The organism is Enterobacter cloacae complex sp. P17RS, assembly GCF_014895885.1.
In the GTDB taxonomy this organism is placed as follows: Bacteria; Pseudomonadota; Gammaproteobacteria; order Enterobacterales; family Enterobacteriaceae; genus Enterobacter; species Enterobacter bugandensis.
In genome coordinates, this window is record NZ_JADBQK010000022.1 from 68,725 (window position 1) to 88,609 (window position 19,885).

Annotated in this window: 18 protein-coding genes; 16 read left to right on the forward strand and 2 right to left on the reverse strand. The window is 57.0% G+C overall.

The annotated features are described in order from the left end of the window. Positions 1-553 precede the first annotated feature (553 nt). The 13 genes from nuoA (at position 554) to nuoN (ending at position 15,494) form a co-directional block, all read left to right on the forward strand. Complete coding sequence (gene nuoA, locus IM265_RS16470) at positions 554-994, forward strand: NADH-quinone oxidoreductase subunit NuoA (RefSeq protein WP_014171000.1); 441 nt, start codon at positions 554-556, stop codon at positions 992-994. Positions 995-1,009: 15 nt separating this feature from the next. Beyond that, positions 1,010-1,684: an NADH-quinone oxidoreductase subunit NuoB gene (gene nuoB, locus IM265_RS16475; RefSeq protein ID WP_003861482.1), complete on the forward strand. Its 675-nt coding sequence runs from the start codon at positions 1,010-1,012 to the stop codon at positions 1,682-1,684. 89 nt (positions 1,685-1,773) lie between these two features. Next, on the forward strand, positions 1,774-3,576 hold the full coding sequence (nuoC, locus tag IM265_RS16480) for an NADH-quinone oxidoreductase subunit C/D (RefSeq protein WP_028013933.1): 1,803 nt from the start codon (positions 1,774-1,776) through the stop codon (positions 3,574-3,576). A 2-nt stretch (positions 3,577-3,578) separates the two neighbouring features. Beyond that, positions 3,579-4,079 carry an NADH-quinone oxidoreductase subunit NuoE gene (gene nuoE, locus IM265_RS16485; RefSeq protein WP_006176513.1) on the forward strand — a complete coding sequence of 167 codons (501 nt, stop codon included), beginning with the start codon at positions 3,579-3,581 and terminating at the stop codon, positions 4,077-4,079. Further along, the gene (gene nuoF, locus IM265_RS16490) at positions 4,076-5,413 is read left to right on the forward strand and encodes an NADH-quinone oxidoreductase subunit NuoF (RefSeq protein ID WP_006811381.1); all 1,338 of its coding nucleotides are present in this window, start codon (positions 4,076-4,078) and stop codon (positions 5,411-5,413) included. The genes nuoE and nuoF overlap by 4 nt, the downstream gene beginning before the upstream one ends. Positions 5,414-5,468: 55 nt before the next feature. Beyond that, positions 5,469-8,192, forward strand: a complete 2,724-nt coding sequence (gene nuoG, locus IM265_RS16495) for an NADH-quinone oxidoreductase subunit NuoG (RefSeq protein ID WP_045629895.1) — start codon at positions 5,469-5,471, stop codon at positions 8,190-8,192. Further along, positions 8,189-9,166 carry an NADH-quinone oxidoreductase subunit NuoH gene (gene nuoH / locus IM265_RS16500; RefSeq protein WP_008500211.1) on the forward strand — a complete coding sequence of 326 codons (978 nt, stop codon included), beginning with the start codon at positions 8,189-8,191 and terminating at the stop codon, positions 9,164-9,166. The genes nuoG and nuoH overlap by 4 nt, the downstream gene beginning before the upstream one ends. A gap of 13 nt (positions 9,167-9,179) precedes the next feature. Next, a complete protein-coding gene (nuoI, locus tag IM265_RS16505; protein WP_003861491.1) occupies positions 9,180-9,722 on the forward strand; it encodes an NADH-quinone oxidoreductase subunit NuoI in 543 nt (180 codons plus the stop codon). A gap of 10 nt (positions 9,723-9,732) precedes the next feature. Beyond that, complete coding sequence (nuoJ, locus tag IM265_RS16510) at positions 9,733-10,287, forward strand: NADH-quinone oxidoreductase subunit J (protein WP_008500212.1); 555 nt, start codon at positions 9,733-9,735, stop codon at positions 10,285-10,287. After that, positions 10,284-10,586 carry an NADH-quinone oxidoreductase subunit NuoK gene (nuoK, locus tag IM265_RS16515; RefSeq protein ID WP_003861496.1) on the forward strand — a complete coding sequence of 101 codons (303 nt, stop codon included), beginning with the start codon at positions 10,284-10,286 and terminating at the stop codon, positions 10,584-10,586. Before nuoJ ends, nuoK begins: the two co-directional genes overlap by 4 nt. Beyond that, positions 10,583-12,424: an NADH-quinone oxidoreductase subunit L gene (gene nuoL, locus IM265_RS16520; RefSeq protein WP_045629894.1), complete on the forward strand. Its 1,842-nt coding sequence runs from the start codon at positions 10,583-10,585 to the stop codon at positions 12,422-12,424. Before nuoK ends, nuoL begins: the two co-directional genes overlap by 4 nt. 76 nt (positions 12,425-12,500) lie before the next feature. Further along, positions 12,501-14,030: an NADH-quinone oxidoreductase subunit M gene (nuoM, locus tag IM265_RS16525; protein ID WP_008500214.1), complete on the forward strand. Its 1,530-nt coding sequence runs from the start codon at positions 12,501-12,503 to the stop codon at positions 14,028-14,030. A 6-nt stretch (positions 14,031-14,036) separates the two neighbouring features. Further along, a complete protein-coding gene (nuoN, locus tag IM265_RS16530) occupies positions 14,037-15,494 on the forward strand; it encodes an NADH-quinone oxidoreductase subunit NuoN (RefSeq protein ID WP_028013929.1) in 1,458 nt (485 codons plus the stop codon). A 91-nt stretch (positions 15,495-15,585) separates the two neighbouring features. On the opposite strand, the gene IM265_RS16535 is transcribed toward nuoN, so the two are convergent. Beyond that, complete coding sequence (locus IM265_RS16535) at positions 15,586-16,590, reverse strand: chemotaxis protein (protein ID WP_028013927.1); 1,005 nt, start codon at positions 16,588-16,590, stop codon at positions 15,586-15,588. A gap of 64 nt (positions 16,591-16,654) precedes the next feature. Continuing rightward, entirely contained in the window at positions 16,655-17,572 is a 918-nt protein-coding gene (gene rbn / locus IM265_RS16540) for a ribonuclease BN (RefSeq protein ID WP_193030431.1), read from the reverse strand. A 71-nt stretch (positions 17,573-17,643) separates the two neighbouring features. Here rbn and IM265_RS16545 point away from each other — a divergent pair, with 71 nt between their 5' ends. The 3 genes from IM265_RS16545 (at position 17,644) to menF (ending at position 19,845) form a co-directional block, all read left to right on the forward strand. Beyond that, on the forward strand, positions 17,644-18,105 hold the full coding sequence (locus tag IM265_RS16545; RefSeq protein ID WP_193030433.1) for a GNAT family N-acetyltransferase: 462 nt from the start codon (positions 17,644-17,646) through the stop codon (positions 18,103-18,105). A gap of 53 nt (positions 18,106-18,158) precedes the next feature. Then, the gene (gene elaB / locus IM265_RS16550; RefSeq protein WP_028013924.1) at positions 18,159-18,464 is read left to right on the forward strand and encodes a stress response protein ElaB; all 306 of its coding nucleotides are present in this window, start codon (positions 18,159-18,161) and stop codon (positions 18,462-18,464) included. An 85-nt stretch (positions 18,465-18,549) separates the two neighbouring features. Further along, entirely contained in the window at positions 18,550-19,845 is a 1,296-nt protein-coding gene (gene menF, locus IM265_RS16555; RefSeq protein WP_193030436.1) for an isochorismate synthase MenF, read from the forward strand. The last annotated feature ends 40 nt before the right edge of the window (positions 19,846-19,885 follow it).

Here is a 19,885-nt window from a genome sequence, read left to right on the forward strand (position 1 = left end):
TTTTTTGCCATTATTATCCTCTTTCGTTACAGGGTTTTCATAAATAAAACATACATATCAAGGGAATAAATGCTTCTGCTTAAATCTTGTTCACTTTCCGTTCTAACTTCATCCATAACCCCTTGATGTTAAAAAAGCAGCAAATATGTTGCCGGTTTTTTGGGTGAATTAACAAAAGCGTGTCTCAGATCAAGAAAATACTCCTATTTGGGGGGAGGAATCGTTGGCAAATCCTGTCAAAATAGGAGGGTTATTTTTTTTACTTCCAAAACGGACACGATTCAACAACATGCATTTGACGAAAAGTCAGGTAACCACCAGGGTTAAAGGGCACCAAATGTTAATGAGAATCGCTCGATGTAATTTAATGTGAAGAAACCTTTGTTAAAGTTGACAATAGGTTATAGAAAGGAGTAAAAAACCCCATCATTTTGCTGTCTACGTCTCATTTCAGACAGTTAGTGTAAGGTTATTTGTTCCTCCCCATGAATCGATGTGATGCCCATCTGCCAGCAAGAGCAGTGTCGTCGGTATCACTTTTGATGAGTAAGCAATGAGTATGTCAACATCCACAGAAGTCATCGCTCATCACTGGGCATTCGCAATCTTTCTTATTGTAGCCATTGGCCTGTGCTGCCTGATGTTAGTCGGCGGCTGGTTCCTGGGCGGTCGCGCCCGTGCAAGGCACAAAAACACACCTTTCGAATCAGGTATTGATTCAGTAGGTTCCGCTCGCTTACGCCTGTCTGCCAAGTTCTATCTGGTAGCGATGTTCTTCGTCATCTTTGACGTGGAAGCGCTCTACCTGTTCGCATGGTCGACCTCCATTCGCGAAAGTGGTTGGGTGGGCTTTGTCGAGGCCGCAATTTTCATTTTAGTGCTACTGGCCGGTCTGGTTTATCTGGTGCGTATTGGCGCGCTTGACTGGACGCCTGCGCGTTCACGTCGTGAACACATCAACCCGGAAAACAGTATCTCTAATCGTCAGCAGTAACAGCGAGGCAATAAGATGGATTATACGCTCACCCGCATAGATCCTAACGGTGAGAATGACCGTTACCCCCTGCAAAAACAGGAGATCGTAACCGACCCCCTGGAGCAAGAAGTCAATAAAAGCGTGTATATGGGCAAACTCGAACATGCCATGCACGATATGGTCAACTGGGGTCGTAAGAACTCCATCTGGCCATACAACTTTGGCCTTTCTTGCTGCTACGTTGAAATGGTGACGTCATTCACTGCGGTGCATGACGTTGCGCGTTTTGGGGCCGAGGTACTGCGTGCTTCCCCACGTCAGGCTGACCTGATGGTGGTGGCCGGTACCTGCTTTACCAAAATGGCACCTGTTATTCAGCGTCTGTATGACCAGATGCTGGAGCCAAAATGGGTTATTTCCATGGGCGCATGTGCAAACTCCGGCGGTATGTACGACATTTATTCCGTTGTGCAGGGCGTTGATAAGTTCATTCCGGTGGATGTTTACATCCCGGGCTGCCCGCCGCGCCCAGAAGCCTATATGCAGGCGCTGATGCTGCTGCAGGAGTCTATCGGTAAAGAACGTCGCCCACTCTCATGGGTTGTTGGCGATCAGGGTGTCTATCGCGCGAACATGCAGTCCGAGCGCGAGCGTAAACGTGGTGAACGTATTGCCGTCACCAACCTGCGTACGCCTGACGAAATTTAATTTGCGCCTGTAGGCCTGGAGAAAACCTTCGCATATCACTACTCAAATAGCGCGAAGCCAGGCTTAACAGTCACCACGGACCATTTGCAATGGTGAACAATATGACCGACTTAACCGCGCAAGAAGCCGCCTGGCAGACCCGGGATCATCTTGATGACCCCGTTATTGGCGAACTGCGCAACCGTTTTGGGCCGGATGCCTTTACCGTTCAGGCGACCCGCACCGGGGTACCCGTTGTTTGGGTGAAGCGTGAACAATTGCTGGAAGTTGTCGATTTCCTCAAGAAATTGCCAAAACCTTACGTCATGCTGTTTGACTTACACGGCATGGACGAACGTCTGAGAACGCACCGCCAGGGTCTCCCTGCTGCGGATTTTTCCGTTTTCTACCACCTGATCTCAATAGACCGCAACACGGATATCATGCTCAAGGTGGCATTGTCTGAAAACGACATGCATCTGCCGACGATCACCAAACTTTTCCCGAACGCTAACTGGTATGAGCGTGAAACCTGGGAAATGTTCGGCATGACCTTCGACGGCCACCCGCACCTGACGCGCATCATGATGCCGCAGACCTGGACCGGCCACCCGCTGCGTAAAGACTACCCGGCACGTGCGACCGAATTCGATCCGTTTGAGCTGACCAAAGCCAAGCAGGATCTGGAGATGGAAGCGCTGACCTTCAAGCCGGAAGACTGGGGCATGAAGCGCGGTACTGAAAACGAGGACTTCATGTTCCTCAACCTCGGTCCGAACCACCCGTCTGCGCACGGTGCATTCCGTATTATTCTTCAGCTTGATGGCGAAGAGATTGTCGACTGCGTCCCTGACATCGGCTACCACCACCGCGGTGCTGAGAAGATGGGCGAGCGTCAGTCCTGGCACAGCTACATTCCGTATACCGACCGTATCGAGTACCTCGGCGGCTGCGTAAACGAAATGCCATACGTGCTGGCCGTTGAGAAACTGGCAGGCATCACCGTACCGGATCGCGTTAACGTGATTCGCGTGATGCTGTCTGAACTGTTCCGTATTAACAGCCACCTGCTGTACATCTCCACGTTCATTCAGGACGTCGGCGCGATGACCCCGGTCTTCTTCGCCTTTACCGACCGTCAGAAAATCTACGATTTGGTGGAAGCGATTACCGGCTTCCGTATGCACCCGGCCTGGTTCCGTATCGGCGGTGTGGCGCACGATCTGCCGCGCGGCTGGGACCGCCTGCTGCGTGAATTCCTCGACTGGATGCCGAAACGTCTGGCCTCCTATGAGAAAGCCGCGCTGCGCAACACCATCCTGAAAGGGCGTTCCCAGGGCGTTGCTGCCTACGGCGCGAAAGAAGCGCTGGAGTGGGGTACCACAGGTGCAGGTCTGCGTGCGACCGGTATTGATTTCGACGTGCGTAAAGCCCGTCCTTACTCTGGCTACGAGAACTTCGACTTTGAAGTCCCGGTTGGCGGCGGTGTTTCCGACTGCTACACCCGCGTGATGCTGAAAGTGGAAGAGCTGCGCCAGAGTCTGCGCATCCTTGAGCAGTGCCTCAACAACATGCCGGAAGGCCCGTTCAAGGCGGATCACCCGCTGACGACGCCGCCGCCGAAAGAGCGCACGCTGCAGCATATCGAAACCCTGATCACCCACTTCCTGCAGGTTTCCTGGGGCCCGGTCATGCCGGCGCAAGAATCCTTCCAGATGATTGAAGCGACCAAGGGTATTAACAGTTACTACCTGACCAGCGACGGCAGCACCATGAGCTACCGTACCCGCGTGCGTACGCCGAGCTTTGCGCACCTGCAGCAGATCCCGTCCGCCATCCGCGGCAGTCTGGTCTCTGACCTGATTGTGTATCTGGGTAGTATCGATTTTGTTATGTCAGATGTGGACCGCTAATTATGCACGAGAATCAACAACCACAAACCGAGGCTTTTGAGCTGAGTGAAGCAGAGCGTGCCGCCATTGAGCACGAGATGCACCACTACGAAGACCCGCGTGCGGCGTCCATTGAAGCGCTGAAAATCGTACAGAAACAGCGTGGTTGGGTGCCGGATGGGGCGATTTACGAGATCGCAAAAGTGCTGGGCATTCCGGCAAGTGACGTAGAGGGCGTAGCCACGTTCTACAGCCAGATCTTCCGTCAGCCGGTAGGCCGCCATGTGATCCGCTACTGTGACAGCGTCGTCTGCCACATTACCGGCTATCAGGGCATTCAGGCTGCGATTGAGAAAAAGCTCAATATCAAGCCGGGCCAGACCACGTTCGATGGACGCTTTACTCTGCTGCCAACCTGCTGCCTGGGTAACTGCGACAAGGGGCCGACCATGATGATTGATGAGGACACTCACAGCCATCTGACGCCGGAAGCGATTCCTGACCTGCTGGAGCAGTACAAATGAAAACTGTAATTCGTACTGCTGAGACGCATCCGCTGACCTGGCGTCTGCGCGATGACAAACAGCCGGTATGGCTCGACGAATACCAGAGCAAAAACGGCTATGCCGGTGCGCGTAAAGCCCTCGGCGGCATGGCGCCGGACGACATCGTTAATGCGGTGAAAGATTCCGGCCTGAAAGGCCGCGGCGGTGCGGGCTTCTCCACTGGTCTGAAGTGGAGCCTGATGCCGAAAGACGAATCCATGAACATCCGTTACCTGCTGTGTAACGCCGATGAAATGGAGCCAGGCACCTATAAAGACCGCCTGCTGATGGAGCAACTGCCGCACCTGCTGGTGGAAGGCATGCTGATCTCCGCGTTTGCGCTGAAAGCGTACCGTGGCTACATCTTCCTGCGCGGTGAGTACATCGAAGCGGCAGAAAACCTGCGTCGCGCGATTGCCGAAGCCACCGAAGCCGGCCTTCTGGGTAAAAACATCCTGGGTACCGGGTTTGACTTCGAACTGTTCGTGCACACCGGTGCCGGGCGTTACATCTGCGGTGAAGAAACTGCGCTGATTAACTCCCTGGAAGGCCGCCGTGCGAACCCACGTTCCAAGCCACCGTTCCCGGCAAGCTCCGGCGTATGGGGTAAACCGACCTGCGTAAACAACGTCGAAACCCTGTGTAACGTCCCGGCTATCCTCGCCAACGGCGTGGAGTGGTATCAGGGCATCTCCTCAAGCAAAGATGCCGGTACCAAGCTGATGGGCTTCTCCGGTCGCGTGAAGAACCCTGGCGTCTGGGAACTGCCGTTCGGTACCACCGCACGCGAAATTCTTGAAGACTACGCTGGCGGCATGCGCGATGGCCTGAAATTCAAAGCCTGGCAGCCGGGTGGGGCAGGGACAGACTTCCTGACCGAAGCCCACCTTGATCTGCCGATGGAATTCGAAAGCATTGGTAAAGCAGGCAGCCGTCTGGGTACGGCGCTGGCGATGGCCGTCGACCACGAGATCGGCATGGTATCGCTGGTGCGTAACCTGGAAGAGTTCTTCGCCCGTGAGTCCTGCGGCTGGTGTACACCGTGCCGTGATGGTCTGCCGTGGAGCGTGAAGATCCTGCGCGCAATCGAACGTGGCGAAGGCCAGCCTGGCGATATCGAGACGCTTGAGCAACTGTGTCGATTCTTAGGCCCGGGTAAAACCTTCTGCGCCCACGCACCGGGTGCCGTCGAGCCGCTGCAGAGCGCGATTAAATATTTCCGCGACGAATTCGAAGCAGGCATCAAGCAGCCGTTCAGCAATACCCATTCGATCAATGGTATTCAGCCGAACCTGCTGAAAGCGCGCTGGTAACGACAAGAATTTTGATTAACGCTCGGTTTCGACCGAGCCAACTGGAAGCATGCTAATGGCTACGATTCATGTAGACGGCAAAGAATACGAAGTCAACGGGGCGGACAACCTGCTGGAAGCTTGTCTGTCTCTTGGCCTCGATATTCCGTACTTTTGCTGGCATCCGGCGCTGGGCAGCGTCGGTGCTTGCCGCCAGTGTGCGGTGAAGCAATATCAAAACGCGGAAGACACGCGTGGTCGCCTGGTGATGTCCTGTATGACGCCAGCCACCGAAGGCACCTTTATTTCGATTGATGACGAAGAAGCCAAACAGTTCCGCGAAAGCGTGGTGGAGTGGTTGATGACCAACCACCCGCACGACTGTCCTGTTTGTGAAGAGGGCGGTAACTGCCACCTTCAGGATATGACCGTGATGACCGGTCACAGCTTCCGTCGCTATCGCTTTACCAAGCGTACCCACCGTAACCAGGATTTGGGGCCGTTCATCTCTCACGAAATGAACCGCTGCATCGCCTGCTATCGCTGCGTGCGTTACTACAAAGACTATGCAGACGGTCAGGATCTGGGCGTGTATGGCGCGCATGACAACGTCTACTTCGGTCGTCCGGAAGACGGCGTGCTGGAAAGCGAATTCTCCGGTAACCTGGTCGAAATCTGCCCGACCGGCGTCTTCACGGATAAAACCCACTCCGAGCGTTACAACCGTAAATGGGACATGCAGTTTGCGCCAAGCATCTGCCAGCAGTGTTCCCTCGGCTGTAACACCAGCCCGGGTGAGCGCTACGGCGAACTGCGTCGTATCGAAAACCGTTACAACGGCACCGTTAACCACTACTTCCTGTGCGACCGCGGTCGTTTCGGCTATGGCTATGTGAACCTGAAAGACCGTCCGCGTCAGCCGGTTCAGCGCCGTGGCGACGACTTCATTACCCTGAACGCTGAACAGGCGATGCAGGGCGCGGCAGATATTCTGCGCCAGTCGAAGAAAGTGATCGGTATCGGCTCCCCGCGCGCCAGCATCGAAAGCAACTTCGCGCTGCGCGAGCTGGTCGGGGCGGAAAACTTCTATACCGGTATCGCCCAGGGCGAACAGGAACGTCTTCAGCTGGTACTGAAAGTGCTGCGTGAAGGCGGTATCCATACCCCTGCGCTGCGCGAAATTGAATCCTATGATGCGGTTCTGGTGCTGGGTGAAGACCTGACGCAAACCGGCGCCCGCGCGGCTCTGGCGGTTCGTCAGGCGGTGAAGGGTAAAGCACGTGAAATGGCAGCGGCGCAGAAAGTGGCTGACTGGCAGATTGCGGCGATCCTCAACATCGGCCAGCGCGCGAAGCATCCTCTGTTTGTGACCAACGTCGACAACACCCGTCTGGACGATATCGCGGCGTGGACCTACTGCGCGCCGGTTGAAGACCAGGCGCGCCTGGGCTTTGCCATTGCCCACGCGCTGGACAACAGCTCACCGGCCGTTGAGCTGGATCGCGACCTGCAAAACAAGGTCGACGTGATTGTTCAGGCCCTGGCAGGTGCGAAGAAACCGCTGATTATCTCCGGAACCAACGCCGGTAGCGCTGAAATCATTCAGGCCGCCGCGAACGTTGCCAAAGCCCTGAAAGGCCGCGGTGCAGACGTCGGCGTGACCATGATTGCCCGTGCGGTAAACAGCATTGGTCTGGGCATGATTGGCGGCGGCTCGCTGGAAGAAGCGTTAAGCGAACTGGAATCCGGTTCCGCTGACGCCGTGGTGGTGCTGGAAAACGATCTGCACCGCCACGCATCTGCCGCTCGCGTTGACGCCGCGCTCTCCAAAGCGCCGCTGGTGATGGTCATTGACCATCAGCGCACCGCGATCATGGACAAAGCGCACCTGGTGCTCTCTGCGGCAAGCTTCGCAGAAAGCGACGGTACCGTTATCAACAACGAAGGCCGCGCCCAGCGTTTCTTCCAGGTTTATGACCCGGCGTACTACGACAGCAACACCGTGATGCTGGAAAGCTGGCGCTGGCTGCACTCCCTGCACAGCACCGTGCAGAGCCGTGAAGTGGACTGGACGCAGCTCGACCACGTTATCGACGCGGTGGTGGAAAAACTGCCTCAGCTGGCAGGCATTAAAGATGCCGCACCTGAAGCAAGCTTCCGCATCCGCGGCCAGAAGCTGGCGCGTGAACCGCACCGCTACAGCGGCCGTACCGCGATGCGTGCCAACATCAGCGTGCACGAACCGCGCCAGCCGCAGGATAAAGACACCATGTTCGCCTTCTCCATGGAAGGGAACAACCAGCCGTCTGCGCCGCGTTCGCAAATCCCGTTCGCATGGGCTCCGGGCTGGAACTCCCCGCAGGCGTGGAACAAGTTCCAGGCTGAAGTGGGCGGCTCCCTGCGCCACGGCGATCCGGGCGTGCGTCTGATTGAAGCTTCCGAAACCGGTCTGGACTTCTTCACCACCGTACCGGCGAGCTTCCAGGCGCAGGACGGTAGCTGGCGTATTGCCCCGTACTACCACCTGTTCGGTAGCGACGAGCTGTCCCAGCGTTCACCGGTCTTCCAGACCCGTATGCCGCAGCCTTACATCAAGCTCAACCCGGCGGATGCCGCGAAGCTTGGCGTTAACGCGGGCGCGAACATCGCCTTTAGCTATGACGGCCAGACCATCAGCCTGCCACTGATTATTTCTGAAAATCTGACAGCAGGGCAGGTCGGTCTGCCGATGGGTATGCCTGGCATCGCGCCGGTTCTGGCGGGTGCGCGTCTTGATAATCTGCAGGAGGCAAAAGCATGAGTTGGTTAACGCCGGATCTTATCGACATCCTGCTGAGCATTTTGAAAGCGATTGTGATCCTGCTGGTGGTGGTCACCTGCGGCGCGTTCATGAGCTTTGGTGAACGTCGTCTGCTCGGTCTGTTCCAGAACCGTTACGGACCGAACCGCGTGGGCTGGGGTGGTTCACTCCAGCTGGTCGCGGACATGATCAAGATGTTCTTTAAAGAGGACTGGATCCCTCGCTTCTCTGACCGCGTGATCTTTACTCTGGCACCGATGATCGCCTTCACCTCGCTGCTGCTGGCGTTTGCTATCGTTCCGGTCAGCCCGACCTGGGTGGTCGCTGACCTGAACATCGGCATTCTGTTCTTCCTGATGATGGCAGGTCTCGCGGTTTACGCGGTACTGTTCGCAGGCTGGTCCAGTAACAACAAATACTCGCTGCTGGGCGCGATGCGTGCTTCCGCGCAGACGCTGAGCTACGAAGTGTTCCTGGGGCTCTCCCTGATGGGCGTGGTGGCGCAGGCCGGTTCATTCAACATGACCGACATCGTCAACAACCAGGCCGACATCTGGAACGTTATCCCGCAGTTCTTTGGGTTTATTACCTTTGCTATCGCGGGCGTGGCCGTGTGTCACCGTCACCCGTTTGACCAGCCGGAAGCCGAACAGGAACTGGCCGACGGTTACCACATTGAATATTCCGGCATGAAGTTCGGTCTGTTCTTTGTGGGCGAGTACATCGGTATTGTCACCATTTCTGCGTTGATGGTAACGCTGTTCTTCGGTGGCTGGCATGGCCCGTTCTTACCGCCGTTCATCTGGTTCGCGCTGAAAACCGCGTTCTTCATGATGATGTTCATTTTGATTCGCGCAGCGTTACCGCGTCCACGTTATGACCAGGTAATGTCCTTCGGCTGGAAAGTGTGCCTGCCGCTGACGCTCGTCAACTTGTTGGTAACGGCAGCTGTCATTCTCTGGCAGCAGCCATAAGGGGCTATAGACCATGACCTTAAAAGAATTACTGGTAGGTTTCGGTACCCAGGTACGCAGTATCTGGATGATCGGCCTGCACGCGTTTGCTAAACGCGAAACCCGGATGTACCCGGAAGAGCCGGTATATCTGCCGCCGCGCTACCGTGGCCGTATCGTGCTGACGCGCGACCCTGACGGCTCCGAGCGCTGCGTTGCCTGTAACCTGTGTGCGGTAGCGTGTCCGGTCGGCTGTATCTCTCTGCAGAAAGCCGAGACGGTAGACGGCCGCTGGTACCCTGAGTTCTTCCGCATCAACTTCTCACGCTGCATTTTCTGCGGTCTGTGTGAAGAAGCGTGCCCAACCACGGCGATTCAGCTGACTCCAGACTTCGAGTTGGGTGAGTACAAGCGTCAGGACCTGGTGTACGAGAAAGAGGATCTGCTGATTTCCGGTCCGGGCAAATACCCGGAATATAACTTCTACCGGATGGCGGGTATGGCAATCGACGGCAAAGATAAGGGCGAAGCAGAGAACGAAGCTAAGCCTATCGACGTCAAGAGCCTGTTACCGTAAGGAGAGGGCAATGGAATTCGCTTTTTATATCTGTGGCCTTATCGCCATCCTGGCTACGCTGCGAGTGATTACGCACACCAATCCGGTGCATGCGCTGCTGTACTTAATCATTTCGCTGCTGGCTATTTCCGGGGTGTTCTTCGCGCTGGGCGCGCACTTCGCCGGTGCGCTGGAGATCATCGTTTACGCCGGGGCCATCATGGTGCTGTTCGTGTTCGTAGTTATGATGCTGAACCTGGGCGGCTCTGAAATTGAGCAGGAACGTCAGTGGTTAAAACCGCAGGTGTGGATTGGCCCGGCAATTTTGTCGGCCATCATGCTGGTGGTGATCGTTTACGCCATTCTGGGCGTCAACGATCAGGGCATCGACGGCACGCCAATTGGTGCGAAAGAGGTGGGTATCACGCTCTTTGGCCCATACGTTCTGGCGGTGGAACTGGCCTCTATGCTGCTGCTGGCAGGCCTGGTTGTGGCTTTCCACGTTGGGCGCGAAGAGCGTGCTGGCGAGGTGCTGAGCAACCGCACTGACGACCGCGCGAAAAGAAAAACGGAGGAGCGCGCATGATCCCCTTAACACATGGACTGATCCTCGCTGCGATTTTATTCGTTCTGGGTCTGACCGGTCTGGTTATCCGCCGCAATCTGCTGTTTATGCTGATCGGCCTGGAAATCATGATTAACGCCTCCGCGCTGGCCTTCGTGGTCGCCGGAAGCTACTGGGGCCAGACCGATGGTCAGGTGATGTACATTCTCGCCATCAGCCTCGCGGCTGCTGAAGCGAGTATTGGCCTGGCGCTGTTGCTGCAGCTCCATCGTCGCCGCCAGAATCTGAACATCGATTCAGTAAGTGAGTTGCGTGGATGAACATGCTTGCCTTAACCATTATTTTTCCGCTGATTGGCTTCGTGCTGCTGGCGTTTTCTCGCGGCCGCTGGTCTGAGAATCTGTCCGCGACCGTTGGCATGGGCTCTGTCGGCCTGGCCGCGCTGGTGACAGCGTATGCGGGTATCGACTTCTTTAACAACGGACGACAGCCTTTCAGCGTGCCGCTGTGGACCTGGATGTCGGTCGGTGATTTCAACATCGGTTTCAACCTGGTGCTGGACGGTCTCTCGCTGACCATGCTCTCCGTGGTCACCGGCGTCGGCTTCCTGATCCACATGTTTGCCTCCTGGTATATGCGCGGTGAAGAGGGTTACTCCCGCTTCTTCGCCTACACCAACCTGTTTATTGCCAGCATGGTCGTTCTGGTGCTGGCCGATAACCTGCTGCTGATGTATCTGGGCTGGGAAGGTGTGGGCCTGTGCTCTTACCTGCTGATCGGTTTCTACTATACCGATCCGAAGAATGGCGCAGCGGCCATGAAAGCGTTCGTCGTGACCCGCGTGGGTGACGTCTTCCTCGCGTTCGCGCTGTTCATTCTCTACAACGAACTGGGCACGCTGAACTTCCGCGAAATGGTGGAACTGGCGCCAGCACACTTCGCCGCAGGCAATAACATGCTGTGGTGGGCAACGTTGATGCTGCTGGGTGGTGCCGTGGGTAAATCCGCACAGCTGCCGCTGCAGACATGGCTGGCCGACGCGATGGCGGGTCCAACCCCTGTCTCCGCGCTGATCCACGCCGCGACCATGGTTACCGCCGGTGTTTACCTGATTGCGCGTACCCATGGCCTGTTCCTGATGACCCCGGAAATTCTGCATCTGGTGGGTATCGTCGGTGCGGTCACGCTGGTGCTGGCAGGCTTTGCCGCGCTGGTTCAGACCGACATCAAGCGCGTTCTCGCGTACTCCACCATGAGCCAGATTGGTTACATGTTCCTGGCGCTGGGTGTTCAGGCGTGGGACGCGGCCATTTTCCACCTGATGACGCACGCGTTCTTCAAAGCGCTGCTGTTCCTCTCATCCGGTTCGGTGATTCTGGCCTGCCATCACGAGCAGAACATCTTCAAGATGGGCGGACTGCGTAAGTCCATCCCGCTGGTCTATGTCTGCTTCCTGGTGGGCGGCGCGGCGCTGGCGGCACTGCCGCTGATCACCGCGGGCTTCTTCAGTAAGGACGAAATCCTTGCGGGTGCCATGGCGAATGGTCATATCAATCTGATGGTTGCGGGTCTGGTCGGTGCGTTCATGACCTCCCTGTATACCTTCCGTATGATTTTCATCGTATTCCACGGTAAAGAACAAATTCACGCTCACGCAGGGAAGGGGATTACCCACCACCTGCCGCTGATTGTGCTGCTGGTACTGTCCACCTTCGTTGGCGCGATGATTGTGCCACCGCTGCAGGGCGTACTGCCAGACACCACCGAGCTTGAGCACGGTCGCGTTCTGACGCTTGAAATCACCTCCGGTGTGGTCGCTATCGCGGGTATCCTGATTGCGGCATGGCTGTGGCTGGGCAAACGTACGCTGGTCACTGCCGTGGCCAACAGTGCGCCGGGCCGCCTGCTGGGCACCTGGTGGTACAACGCGTGGGGCTTCGACTGGCTGTACGACATGATCTTCGTTAAGCCGTTCCTGGGCGTTGCGTGGCTGCTGAAGCGCGACCCGCTGAACAGCCTGATGAACATCCCGGCGATCCTCTCCCGCTTTGCAGGTAAAGGCCTGCTGTACAGCGAGAACGGTTACCTGCGCTGGTATGTGGCATCCATGAGCATCGGTGCGGTTGTGGTGCTGGCGCTGCTGATGGTATTGCGTTGATCGTTAAGTGAATTTTATTCGAATTCGTTGAAAATCAGGCCCCTGCTGGGGGCCTTAAAAAGGAATGTAAATCGCCATGTTACTACCCTGGCTAATATTAATTCCCTTCATCGGCGGCTTCCTGTGCTGGCAGACCGAACGCTTTGGCGTGAAGATGCCGCGCTGGATCGCGCTGATCACCATGGGATTGACGCTCGCGCTTGGCCTGCAACTGTGGTTGCAGGGCGGTTACTCACTGACCCAGTCTGCGGGCATTCCGCAGTGGCAGTCTGAGTTCATCCTGCCGTGGATCCCGCGTTTCGGCATTACGATCCACCTGGCGATTGACGGTCTGTCGCTGCTGATGGTGGTGCTGACCGGTCTGCTCGGCGTTCTGGCGGTACTCTGCTCCTGGCGAGAAATCGAAAAATACCAGGGCTTCTTCCACCTGAACCTGATGTGGATCCTGGGCGGCGTGATCGGCGTGTTCCTTGCCATCGACATGTTCCTGTTCTTCTTCTTCTGGGAGATGATGCTGGTGCCGATGTACTTCCTGATCGCGCTGTGGGGCCACAAGGCGTCCGACGGTAAAACGCGTATCACGGCGGCAACCAAGTTCTTCATCTATACCCAGGCGAGCGGTCTGGTAATGCTGATTGCCATTCTGGCGCTGGTGTTCGTTCATCACAACGCAACCGGCACCTGGACTTTCAACTATGAAGACCTGCTGAAGACCCCGATGTCACACGGCGTTGAATACCTGCTGATGCTGGGCTTCTTCATTGCCTTCGCGGTGAAAATGCCGGTGGTTCCTCTGCACGGCTGGCTGCCAGACGCGCACTCCCAGGCACCAACGGCGGGTTCCGTTGACCTGGCGGGCATCCTGCTGAAAACGGCGGCCTACGGTCTGCTGCGTTTCGCACTGCCGCTGTTCCCGAATGCCTCCGCGGAGTTCGCACCGATTGCCATGTGGCTGGGTGTGATCGGTATCTTCTACGGTGCCTGGATGGCCTTCACGCAATACGACATCAAGCGTCTGATTGCTTATACCTCCGTTTCCCACATGGGCTTCGTGCTGATTGCTATCTACACCGGCAGCCAGCTGGCGTACCAGGGCGCGGTGATCCAGATGATTGCGCACGGTCTGTCCGCAGCCGGTCTCTTCATCCTGTGCGGCCAGCTGTATGAACGTCTGCACACCCGCGACATGCGTATGATGGGTGGTCTGTGGAGCAAAATTAAATGGCTGCCAGCGCTCTCCATGTTCTTCGCGGTGGCTACCCTGGGGATGCCGGGCACCGGTAACTTCGTCGGCGAATTCATGATTCTGTTCGGCAGCTTCAAAGTGGTACCTGTGATTACCGTGATCTCCACCTTTGGTCTGGTGTTCGCTTCCGTGTACTCGCTGGCGATGCTGCACCGCGCTTACTTCGGTAAAGCGAAGAGCGAAATTGCTGCACAAGAACTGCCGGGGATGTCGCTGCGTGAGCTGTTCATCATCCTGCTGCTGGTCGTACTGCTGGTGCTGTTGGGCTTCTTCCCGCAGCCGATTCTGGATACCTCGCACAGCGCGATGGGCAATATCCAGCAGTGGTTTGTTAATTCTGTTTCTACTACAAGGCCGTAATTCGCCATGACAATAACTCCACAACAACTGATCGCGCTGCTACCGCTGCTGATCGTCGGATTGACGGTGGTGGTTGTGATGCTCTCCATTGCGTGGCGACGCAATCACTTCCTGAATGCCACGCTGTCGGTCATCGGCCTGAATGCCGCGTTAGTCTCACTCTGGTTTGTTGGCCAGGGCGGGGCGATGGACGTCACGCCGCTGATGCGCGTTGACGGTTACGCCATGCTGTATACCGGGCTGGTGCTGCTGGCGAGCCTGGCAACCTGTACCTTTGCTTACCCGTGGCTCGAAGGCTACAACGACAACAAAGAAGAGTTTTACCTGCTGGTACTGATTGCCGCGCTGGGCGGCATTCTGCTGGCGAATGCCAACCATCTGGCCGCGCTGTTCCTCGGTATTGAGCTGATCTCTCTGCCGCTGTTCGGCCTGATTGGTTACGCCTTCCGTCAGAAGCGCTCTCTGGAAGCGAGCATCAAGTACACCATTCTGTCTGCTGCCGCGTCGTCCTTCCTGCTGTTTGGTATTGCGCTGCTGTACGCACAGTCCGGTAACCTCTCCTTCATGGCGCTCGGCAAGAGCCTCGGCGACGGCATGCTCCATGAGCCGCTGCTGCTGGCGGGTCTGGGCATGATGATCGTTGGCCTCGGCTTCAAGCTCTCTCTGGTTCCATTCCACCTGTGGACGCCAGACGTATACCAGGGGGCGCCTGCTCCGGTGTCGACCTTCCTGGCGACGGCGAGCAAAATCGCTATCTTCGGTGTGGTCATGCGTCTGTTCCTGTACGCGCCGGTGGGGGATAGTGAAGCCGTTCGCGTGGTGCTGGGCATCATCGCGTTCGTCTCCATCATCTTCGGTAACCTGATGGCGCTGAGCCAGACCAACATCAAGCGTCTGCTGGGCTATTCGTCCATCTCTCATCTGGGCTACCTGCTGGTGGCGCTGATTGCGCTGCAGAGCGGTGAGATGTCGATGGAAGCCGTGGGCGTGTATCTGGCCGGTTACCTTTTCAGCAGCCTCGGCGCCTTCGGCGTGGTGAGCCTGATGTCCAGCCCGTACCGTGGTCCGGATGCCGATTCACTGTTCTCCTACCGTGGTCTGTTCTGGCACCGTCCAATTCTGTCCGCGGTAATGACCGTGATGATGCTCTCTCTGGCGGGTATCCCGATGACGCTGGGCTTTATCGGTAAGTTCTACGTGCTGGCCGTCGGTGTGCAGGCGCACCTGTGGTGGCTGACTGCCGGTGTCGTTATCGGCTCCGCGATTGGCCTCTACTACTACCTGCGTGTGGCCGTGAGCCTGTACCTGAGCGCCCCTCAGCAGCTCAACCGCGATGCTCCAGGCAACTGGCAGTACAGCGCCGGTGGTATCGTGGTGCTTATCTCCGCGCTGCTGGTGCTGATCTTCGGTATCTATCCGCAGCCGCTGATTGATATCGTGCAGCGAGCGATGCCATTAATGTAAAAACAAAAAACCCGCCTCGGCGGGTTTTTTATGGTTTGCGCCCTCTCCCTGTGGGAGAGGGATGGGGTGAGGGCACCAGCCCGCACAGGACTTAAGCCAGCTGCTTCCGGCTAATCAACGGCCCGCCAATCTTCTTCATCGAACGATCCAGCACTTCCTCAATCACCGACGACAGCTCGTTCAGCTCAAACTTCGCCACGTACCCGTCCGCCTTCACCTTGCGAATATGATCTTCGTTGGCGTTGCCGGAAAGGGAGGAGTGGATCACTACCGGAATATCCTTCAGAACCGGGTCGGTTTTGATTTTGCGCGTCAGCGTAAATCCGTCCATCTCCGGCATTTCGAGGTCGGTCAGCACCAGAGCGATCTTATCGGTGATCGGCACGCCCTCAGCCTGCGCCTGCGCGGCCAGAACGCCAATTTTTTCCCACGCGTCTTTGCCGGTGATGTGCAGCTGCGCTGGGATCTCCATCGCCTGCAGACCTTTCTCCAGCATCGAACGCGCCACTTTGGAATCTTCCGCCACAATCGCGACTGCGCCCGGCTTAATGTTGAACTTGGTGGTTTTCAGATTGGTGGCGTGCAGATCGTGGTTGGCCGGGGTGATGTCATACAGGATCTGCTCAACGTCCAGCACCATCGCCAGATCGTTGGTATCCGTTTTCTCATCCAGGCAGGCAATGCTGGTGATATAGCGGCCGCTGACGGCGGTCTCCGCCGCGTGCACCTGCTTCCAGTCCAGACGCATGATGTTCTCAACCGACTCCACGGCAAAGGCCTGCACGCTGCGGGCATATTCGGTGATAAGCAGGATGTTCAGCCCGGTGGTAGGCTTACAGCCCGCCACGGCGGCCAGATCGATCACCGGGATCACCTGATCGCGAATATTCACCATCCCCATCAGCGGTGATTTCATCCCGGCGGGTTTTGTGAATTCCGGCATCGGCACAATTTCACGCAGCTTAAAGACGTTAATGCCAAACAGCTCGGATTTATTTTCGTTCAGAGAGGTGCCAAGACGGAACAGCAACAATTCAAAACGGTTCGACAGGGTGAGATTCGCCCTGTCATCAATATCTTTCTGGAAATTATCCATTCTACCCTCGAGAGAAATGCTGACCTTTTAATCGTTATCGGCATTCTGAGAGAAAAATGAAGGGCTAAACGCTGACCTTAGCGAAATCTTCGGCCAGCTCGCACGCCGGGAACACCGCCAGGCACTCTGCCAGCAGGCTTGCACACCCCCGCGCGTCGTAGCGGGAACTGACGTGAGTGACGATCAGCCTCCCGACGCCCGCGTCGCGGGCAAGCTGCGCCGCCTGACGCGTTGAGCTATGGCCGCGGCCGTTGGCTTTCTCTTCCATCGCCGTTTCCAGCGTGGCTTCGTGCACCATCACGTCAACGTCCCGGGCAAGCTGAAGGGCGGCAGGGCACGGGGCCGTGTCGCCAAAGATAGCCAGCTTCTTGCCCGGCTCGGGCGCGGCGAGATAATCCTGACCGTTGATGACGCGACCGTCCTCCAGCGTGACGGTCTCGCCGTGCTTCAGGCGCTGGAACAGCGGTCCGGGTTTTACGCCCGCGGCCATCAGCGCGGCGGCGTCCAGCGCACCGGGTTTGTCATGCGCTTCAATGCGATAGCCATAGCACTCAACGGGATGATTCAGCGGCTGCGCGCTCACCTTATAATCACCGTCATCGAAAACCAGGCCTTCGCTAATCTCAACGATCTCCAGCGGATAGTCGGTCCACGACCCGCTCAGGCGCAGCGCGGTTTCAACAAATTCACGCACACCCGCAGGCCCGTAAATCGTCAGCGGATTGGCGTTGCCGGCCATGGAGCGGCTGCACAGCAGGCCCGGCAGGCCAAACAGATGGTCGCCGTGCAGGTGAGTAATAAAAATTTTATCCAGCTTGCCGGGGTGATACGCGGTGTGCAGCAGCTGATGCTGCGTCCCTTCACCGCAGTCAAACAGCCACAGCCCGCCGCGGGTGGGGTGATTAAGATCCAGCAGAATTGCCGTCACGTTTCGTGAGCGGGTTGGCACGCCAGCGGACGTACCCAGAAAAATCAGTTCCATAACGCAATCAGCCCTTTGCCGAACGGGGAGGGGTTTAGTATAACGTGATGAACCCCAGGAAGGAGAAAGAGATGATCCAGTGGCTAGATTTACATCATAGTGAGCTCACCGTTCATTCGCTCTACGCGCTGCTTAAACTGCGCTGCGAAGTGTTTGTGGTTGAACAGACGTGCCCGTATCAGGACATCGACGGCGATGACCTCGTTGGCGAAAACCGCCATATCCTCGGCTGGAAGGATAACGAGCTGGTGGCGTATGCGAGGATTCTGAAAAGCGAGGACGATGTCGAGCCCGTGGTGATAGGCCGCGTCATTATCAGCGGTAACGCGCGGGGTGAGAAACTGGGCTATCAGCTGATGGAAAAAACGCTGGAGTCATGCCAGAAACAGTGGCCGGACAAGGCGTTATACCTGGGCGCGCAGGCGCACCTGCAATCCTTCTACGGTCATTTCGGTTTTATGCCGGTCACCGACATCTACGATGAAGACGGTATTCCGCACATCGGCATGGCGCGGGAAGCGAAACAGGCGTAATGGCGCGTCGTTGTCTATAGTTAGCACACTGGTGTACTAACATGGAGAAAAATATGTCATTTCAATCCTGGGATACCCGTATCGACGACGACCTGACCTTACTGAGCGAAACGCTGGAAGAGGTGTTACGTTCCTCGGGCGACCCTGCCGATCAGAAGTATATCGAGCTGAAAGCCCGTGCCGAGCAGGCGCTCCACGACGTTAAAAACCGCGTCAGCCATGCGTCTGATACCTACTACTACCGCGCCAAAAAAGCGGTTTATCGTGCCGATGATTACGTCCATGAAAAACCGTGGCAGGGCATTGGGGTGGGCGCAGCCGTAGGGCTGGTGCTGGGTCTGCTGCTGGCCCGTCGTTAAGCCGATTAACCACTCCCTATACGTGGGTACTGATATTTCTTATGGTACCCCGTATAATATGAGGTTTTAACAGGGAGAGGTTCGCGTGAATTCGATTTTCCTTGCGCTGGAACAATTGCGTAGCCATCTTTCGCAAGCGTTACCTGCCACATCCGGCCTGCGTCATTTCGACGTCTCTTTCCCGTTAAACGATGCCTTCGATCCCCTCGCCTGGCTGGGCGAGCAGCAGTGCTATCCCCAGTTTTACTGGCAACAGCGTAACGGCGATGAAGAGCTCGCCGCGCTGGGAGCGGCGGTCCAATTCTCCTCTCTGGCGTTAGCCTCGCAGTTTTTAAGTGCGCAACACGCCCCTGAAGATACCCGAATCTGCGGCCTGAACGCGTTTAACCCGGAGCAGGGCAGCCTCTTTTTACCGCGTCTGCTGTGGCGACGTACCGCTGGCAACGCCACGTTGCGTCTGCAGCTGTGGAGCGACAGCTCGCTTGAGGACGATGCCGACACCGCGCGGGCGTTCTTACAGCAACTGCTTCCCGCCAGACCGATCCGTCCGCTCTCCGTGCAGGTTGAGCGCGAAACCCATCACCCGGAAAAACCGCAATGGCTTAGCCTTATCGGCAAAGCGACAGAGACGATTGCACGCGGTGATTTCGAAAAGGTCGTTCTCGCCCGAGCAACCGACCTGCAGTGTAAACAGCGCGTTAACCCCGTCGCGCTGATGGCCGCCAGCCGCGCCCTGAATTTAAACTGCTATCATTTCTGCATGATATTCGACGCCAGCAACGCGTTTCTCGGCTCCACGCCCGAGCGTCTCTGGCGGCGGCGCGGCAATCTGCTGCGCACCGAAGCGTTGGCGGGCACCGTCGCCAGCCATACTGACGATAAACAGGCGCAGCGTCTGGGCGAGTGGCTGCTGAATGACGATAAAAACCAGCGCGAAAATATGCTGGTGGTGGAAGATATCTGCCAGCGTCTTCAACACCATACGCAGACGCTGGAGGTGTTGCCGGCTCAGGTCGTCCGCCTGCGCAAAGTGCAGCACTTACGCCGCTGTATCTGGACCGAGCTCAAGCAGGCCGACGATGAGCTGTGCCTGCACGTGCTACAGCCGACGGCGGCGGTTGCCGGGCTTCCGCGACAGCCAGCGCGCGAGTTTATTCAGCACGTTGAACCCTTTAACCGCGAGTGGTACGCCGGTTCGGCCGGGTATTTATCCCCCCAACAAAGCGAATTCTGCGTGGCGCTGCGCTCGGCGCGCGTACAGGAAGACGCTCTGCGGCTTTACGCCGGAGCGGGCATTGTCAGCGGCTCTGACCCGGAGCAGGAGTGGCAGGAGATCGAAAACAAAGCCGCCGGATTGCGCTCTCTGCTCCTAAGGGATTAATACTGATTCGCGCAATCCCGATTCATATCAAAATTCCAAT